The 6,628-nt window shown below is 37.4% G+C and carries 5 protein-coding genes; all 5 read right to left on the bottom strand.

The window, feature by feature from the left end:
• The coding region (locus tag ACZFYI_RS13360) for a fumarylacetoacetate hydrolase family protein (protein ID WP_462524626.1) at positions 1-383 on the bottom strand (383 nt) is incomplete at its 3' end.
• A gap of 152 nt (positions 384-535) precedes the next feature.
• Complete coding sequence (locus ACZFYI_RS13355; protein WP_462524625.1) at positions 536-3,616, bottom strand: tetratricopeptide repeat protein; 3,081 nt, start codon at positions 3,614-3,616, stop codon at positions 536-538.
• A complete protein-coding gene (locus ACZFYI_RS13350; protein ID WP_462524624.1) occupies positions 3,603-5,036 on the bottom strand; it encodes a CHAT domain-containing protein in 1,434 nt (477 codons plus the stop codon). Before ACZFYI_RS13350 ends, ACZFYI_RS13355 begins: the two co-directional genes overlap by 14 nt.
• A gap of 13 nt (positions 5,037-5,049) precedes the next feature.
• Positions 5,050-5,982: a hypothetical protein gene (locus ACZFYI_RS13345; protein WP_462524623.1), complete on the bottom strand. Its 933-nt coding sequence runs from the start codon at positions 5,980-5,982 to the stop codon at positions 5,050-5,052.
• A gap of 228 nt (positions 5,983-6,210) precedes the next feature.
• The coding region (locus ACZFYI_RS13340; RefSeq protein ID WP_462524622.1) for a response regulator transcription factor at positions 6,211-6,628 on the bottom strand (418 nt) is incomplete at its 5' end.

Raw genomic sequence — 6,628 nt, 5'->3', positions numbered from 1 at the left:
TCTGCAAAATTTTTTAACTCCGATACCGGTAAAAATTCACCAACGGGAGCAGACCCGTTGAATGCCTTAGCGATTTCCCATGGAAGCCCTTTGGCTTTGCACTTATCCTGCAGGTCTCTTGCCGTGAAATCTATCCCGATCCCAATTTCTTCAAAGTATCGATTTGCAAACTGTTTTTGGATATGTTTACCTTCTTTGCACACCTTCAAAACCAATTCCACTTCATGGTGGATATTCTCCGAAAAGTCAGGATGGTAAAATGGTGCATTGTTTTTCAGTAGAGCAGTATCAGGCTTCAGAAACACGACAGGGGCGGAGGGACGCTCGTTTTTCAGCTCCTCGATATGTTCCACGTAGTTTCTTCCGATGGCTATGATTTTCATGGGAGAAAAGGAATTTTGGCTGGGACAAAGAAAGGTAATTTTTATCTAACCTCAGCCAATCGTTATTCGGTGTTTTTCAAAATTATTAACTTTGAAGTAATTTTTCCCGATAATTTAAATCTGTGAAAGCTTCCGGCTTTCAAAATCTAAATTCAAATACAATCATTAAGGTTTTGGAGATATGTAGGATTATCTGGGCTCAAGTCTACAGCTTTTTTAAACTTCAATTTAGCTTCCGGATAGTTCCCCAACAACTTATAGACTTCTCCAATCTTGTTATAAATAAAGGAATCTTCCCTTAATTGCAGACATTTTTCATAGTCGAGAATTGCTTCACTGTATTGGCTGCTGAATTCATAAGCCAAAGCTCTGTTTTCCCAAATAATCGGATTGGATTGATCCATTTCGAGAGCTTTAGAGTAGAACTCTATGGAGGATTTATAGTCAAACTGCTTGAATCTTGCCAAGCCTAGAAAATTAAATCTGTTTGAGGTAAGCTCTATTTCTAGGGCTTTCATAATATCATCCTCCGCTTTTTGGTTTTCTCCCATACTTTCCCAGCATAAGGCTCTATTTTCCCATAAAATGGCTTGGTTTTTATCTTGATCAATTGCCCTGCTATAATATTCAATCGCTTGGTCAAAGGCATTTTTACGGAAATAAATGATCCCAAGGTAGTTTAACGAATTTGTAGAGTGATTCAATTTCACAGCCTCTTTAAAATCTCTTTCAGCAAAATCAAGTTTTTCTAAAAATAAATATGCCAAAGCCCTGTTTTCAAGATATACAGGTTCGTCAGGTTTGGATTCAATGGCTTTGTCATAAAAATCAATAGCCTTAGAGTAGTTTCCTTCCTTGTAATAAAGCAAGCCTATATGATTATTTCGCAGGTGTGTGGCATCCAATTCGACTGCCTTCAGAAGATCGGATTTTGCCAGTTCAAATTTTTCTATTTTTTCTAAAGAAATCGCTCGGTTTTCGTACAAGATGGCTTGATTATCAACAATGTTGATGGCCTTTGAAAAATATTCGATGGCTTTTTCTTGGTCATTCCTATCCGATGCAATTATCCCCAGCGCATTCAAACTTTTGATATCCTCACCCAAGCTTAGTGAGGTAAGGTAATCTTTTTCGGCCTCATCAAATTTCCCTGAATCTTGGTAAGCCAAGGCTCTATTTTGCAGAAATACTATTTCATTAGGTGCTAGTTCCATAGCTTTTGAATAGTATTCAATGGCACTTTCATAATTTTTCATCCAATATTCTATCCTGCCGATGGCATTGAAAAGAAAAGGATCAGGTTCATATTCCAAAACTTTCTTGTAGTCATCAATAGCTTCCTCATAAAGCGCTAAATTTTCGTAAGACTTTGCACGGTTTTCCCTGTAAATCAATATGCTACCATCCAAATCAATTGCTTGGGAATAAAATGGGATGGATTCTTCATATTTTTCACGAAGGTATTTTACCAATCCAATAGAATTCAGCAAATCTGCATCCCTAAATTTCAAAGCGTCATCAAATTCTCTTTTGGATTGTTCAGGTGTTTTGTAAGCCGGATTACTGGCAAGTGATAAGGCTTTAAGAAAATCAGATTCTGCTCTGTCTAATTTGTCCGATCTCTGGAATGCTAATCCCCTGTTTTTATGGTAAAGCTCCGAATTGGGTTCAATTTCAATTGCTTTTGAATATAACTTTATAGCTTTATCAAAATCCCCTTTTTCGTAAAAATAAACACCTGCATTGTTGTTGTAAATATGGTTTTGTGGAAAATGTTGTGTTACCAAATCGTGGTAAATTTCCATTTTTTCAAAAATCCCTGTTTTCTCGGCGGCATCTTTCAGGTTATCGAAGTAAATGATTTGACTAGGATTTTTTCCAATTGCTCTTTCAAATTCTACAATCGCACTTGTATAATCCTTTTTCACAAAATGCTGTAATCCGATGACATTGTGAATACGGTCCTCACCATATTTCCGAAGTCCTATACATTTTTGGTAATTAAAAATTGCAGCGTCCAAATCGCCTCTTTGCTCCCCAAGCCATCCCAATGCCCATAATGCTTCAAAGGGGCTATCCCCGAGTTGGAGCAGCGCTTCTCGAAAATAGGATTCTGCTTCGTCAAACTTTGATTTATTGGCAAAAATATAACCCAGATCTAATTTTGCAGCGGTGAGGTCAGGCCTAAGGGAAATTGCTTTGAGGTAATAGGATTCTGATTCAGTCACATTTTCCTGGAGATTGTAAGCATAAGCCACATCCCGATAGGCATTGTATAAATCCACAGTCTTTACAGCCCGGATTTCAGCCTCTTCCAATCGTGCAATATAAAATGAAAACTCCTCAGGTCTGTCTTCAATCCATTTTGCTGTGCCAAATAGTTTGAACAGACTAGAATATGGACTTGGATTCAAAAAATTGACATTTATTCCATCCAAATACCACTGTTTTGATGTGTCTGGATCTTCATCCAAAAAAGTTTCACCCATAAACAAATAAGAATCAACGTTATTGGACTCCATGGATATGGAATTCAAAAACAGATTTCTTGCACTGCTTAAGTTCTTATTATAAAGATCGATTTCTCCCTGCAATCTCTCTGCAAGAAAATGGTCTGGGATTAAATTCTTGATTTTTTGTTGCCATTCCTGCGCTTTGTCAACATATCCGAAGTGATATAAAAAAATCTCAGAAACATAGTTTGAAAAATAGACTTTTTTCCAGTCCGGTAGTTGGTGATCGTTTGAAAGGTCAATAAAAAATGTGATTGAATCAGCCCATTTGTTATCTTCTACCAGTTTGTTGAGTTTTGCAAAGGACTCAATTTTTTGATTATCCTGTTTTTCAAAAGAAAATTTTTCCTGAAAAAGGATGTTTATTACTTCCCATTGGAAGATCAGTAGTGCATCGGTATAGCATTCATACCACTTTGAAAATGCCAGCTTTTTATCACTTTTTTCAATATTCCTGATCTCCTCAACAGCCTTGTTGCCATAAAAAGAATTGATTTCATTTCTAAAACTTCTGATCAACTGAAGATAGGGCGGATGTCCGAGTCTTTTTTCATCAAACCTTACCTTGGTCCAAGCGAGTAAGGTTGGATTTGAAAGGTGAATGTCTGTAAGATTTTCAAATACATTAACGATGGCCCTCATGTCACATTCGCTGTCTAGACAGGCACGCTGATATAGTTTGGAAAGGATGCTCCTTATTTCACTCTTATTTAGATTCATGGGACCTGTTGTTTGAAGTAATACTTCCGGCCTCAAAAGGTTTCCGGGCTGATTGTCCGGCAGTAGGGGAATTGCCGGTTTCATTTAAGGCATCCGACAAGAAAATCTCCACAAGTGTTCCGTTACAGTTTGGCTGGATACAGAGACTAGAATTGAAACTTGCTTTGTATTTTGCCGAACAAGCCTTACAGATTTTTATTGAGTCTTTGTTTTTGTTTTGACCTTCTGCTTTGATAATCGGTTGGATTCTTTCTGCTCCCAAGCTGGTAAAAAGTACAGGGGTTCCAAAGATATTATTTCCATAATGATTGTCAGGATTGGGATCTTCTTTAGGATAATTACACCCAAGATAATAGCGGCATTGCGTCATGGAATAAGACACATCTTCGCCCTTTAAAAGATTTGAGTAAAATTCCCGAACAAATGCCAAAGAGCTATCCAAGCTAATTTCATTTTGCATTGCAACGACTGCCGGAACTCCCTGTTTAATAAGTCCCACTGCTAAGCCCTCTCCTTTGTCATTGATTTGTGCGCTTTCACAGGCTTGCAACACGATTAAACTAGGAAGTCTTAGGGGATCTGCTCCTTTTTTAAACATTTCTACAAAGAAATTTGCCTTTACCCATTCTACCAAGTCGCCTCCTGATGACAATCCTATAAAGGGACCTTCGTTTTTGCGCATTTCTGAATGTCCTAAAAAATGAAGCACATATGGTCCATCTATCAACTCCAGGATGTCCTTTAGTATGGTTTTGAGATTGTCTTTGGTTGGATCTTTAACTTTAAAATACTTGAATTTTTCTATTGGACCATTTTCATTTGCACTCTTGTTTTTTTTTCGTAATACCTCAAAAACTTCCTCACACTTCCCAAAGTCCAGTTTGGCATCTATTTCAGATCTCCTTTCCCCAACAAAGATCCAGATTACAGTCAATTGCTCCCTAGGTTCAATGCTTGGTAAGTCATAGTTATTCTTCAAATCATAATCCCTCACGAAATCGAACTGCATGTCTTTTCCTGCCGAAAGGTAAAAGGAGTTGTTTTTGCTTTTAACAGGGACCAAAAGGTATTCCCATGGCAATCCCTCCAAATCTTGGGTATCCCCTTCAAACTGTAACATGAACTTGTACCGGATATCACCTGACTTTGTGGATCGGTCGATCAGCATTTCAATAAATTCCTTCACTTCACTGTTGGCAGTCAGGATTTCATAGAGCATTTTACCCAAAACTTCATAATCTGATTTTTCAAAAATTTCCTCGACCCGGCCTTTGTTCAATACTTTGTGAAACACCTTAGCGACACTCAATTCATTTGTTGTGACTTTTTCCCATCCACCGCCGCGGATCTTCGTGGATTCTATGATCTGGATTTTGTCTTTCCAAAAAATAATTCTGACTAATCTTATGTTTTGGTCCATTTGGTCTATTTTCTCATTTCAATAGGTCAAAATCTGATTCGAACCGAAGTTTATCCAGTTCATTTCGTTCAATAATTTGCAGGTTTTTGGTCCCGCTCAATGCTTGACGGTTGTTGATCATATCTTGTATTTCTTTTCGAAATTCTGTCAGTATGTTAACTTTTTGTTCTAAGATCAAGTCCGGGCTAAGCAATACCTGGTCATTCAAGGCGTATAGAAATCGGGAAAGTGATTCTCTGTCTTTTTCAGTAATAGTTCCGGGTATTTTTGAAACTTCGAGTTTGAGGTCCCGGAACTGTGTACCAATCGGCAAGGTTTCAATATCTCCACGTTTCTTCGTTTCTTCGATACTGTATAAAAGGAAATCATCCGATAGGAAAGGCTTGGACGTCAGCAAAGAGTCGCCATAATGCAATGATTTATCTTTCACAAAAAATTTATTAGGATTATATTCTCCACTGTCGGCATTCATCAATACAAAATATCCACTATGGAAATCGTCTTGTACATCAGTAATAAATTCTCTGCGGTACCCGATGATAGGTTCGATATCATTGTTATCAAAAAGCTCCTCCAAACTATCCAAGACCATATTTGAAAGTTTGATATAGCTTCCAATGACTGTTGAAAAACCGCCCGGAAATGCAGCGGTGGTGGATTCAAGAAATTTCAGCAGTTTTTTCAAATAATTGTTCATTTCCATCTTGCCTAAAACAAGGGTAATTCCAAAAGTCCCACCTTTGAATGGGTGAAGTCCCGCCATTTTGATATCCTTGAACAGCATGCCTTCAGGAAATTTTTTGAATGGGGATTGCAGCGAATTTGGGGATAATAGAAAAGGTTGGGAAACTTTTTCACCACCGTAATTGAAATCAACAGAACAAAACACCATCGGTTCGAAATCCTTAACCCAACGCCTTTTATAGGTTAGGAACATTTCGTTCATCCTTATTAAAAAATAATTTTTGTCATTTTCTATTGAAACCCCAACTTTTTCAGGTTTATCTACATTTGAAAGAGGAATTTGAAAATGTGATGGTTTGAATGATGGCGATTCTTTGATTTTTTTCCAAAGTGAAGATAGTCCCATTGTCGGCTTGATTATATTTGATTGTATTAAATTAATGTTTTTAATCAATCCATACAATCAGATTATAAAATACCCATAAATTAATCAAACCGAAAAGTAATACCCAATACCCTTAATTGTAATGATTTGGATTGTGGGGTCAGGCTTAAGGTAATCACGGAGCTTGGTGATATAGACATCAAGGTTTCTGGAATTGAAAAAACTGTCATCTCCCCATAGTTTCAGCAGGATTTCTTTTCGCTCAATGGTTTGGTTCGTGTTTTCCAAAAGCATCATCAATATACCTGCTTCTTTATAGGAAAGTCTCCTGAGATTTCCATCAGGACTTTTAAGCTCAAATTTTGAGGGGTAAAAAGTGAATTTTCCAAAAACCAATTCCTGCTTGTTACTTAGGTTTTGTCCATTGGTAATACTGAGGAGGTTTTCTATTCGGACGATCAATTCTTCTAAACTGAACGGTTTTTTGAGGTAATCATTTCCGCCTGTCTGAAAGCCTTTGACC

The sequence above is a fragment of the Aquiflexum sp. genome, from assembly GCF_977115555.1.
This window is presented reverse-complemented; position numbering and strand designations above follow the sequence as displayed.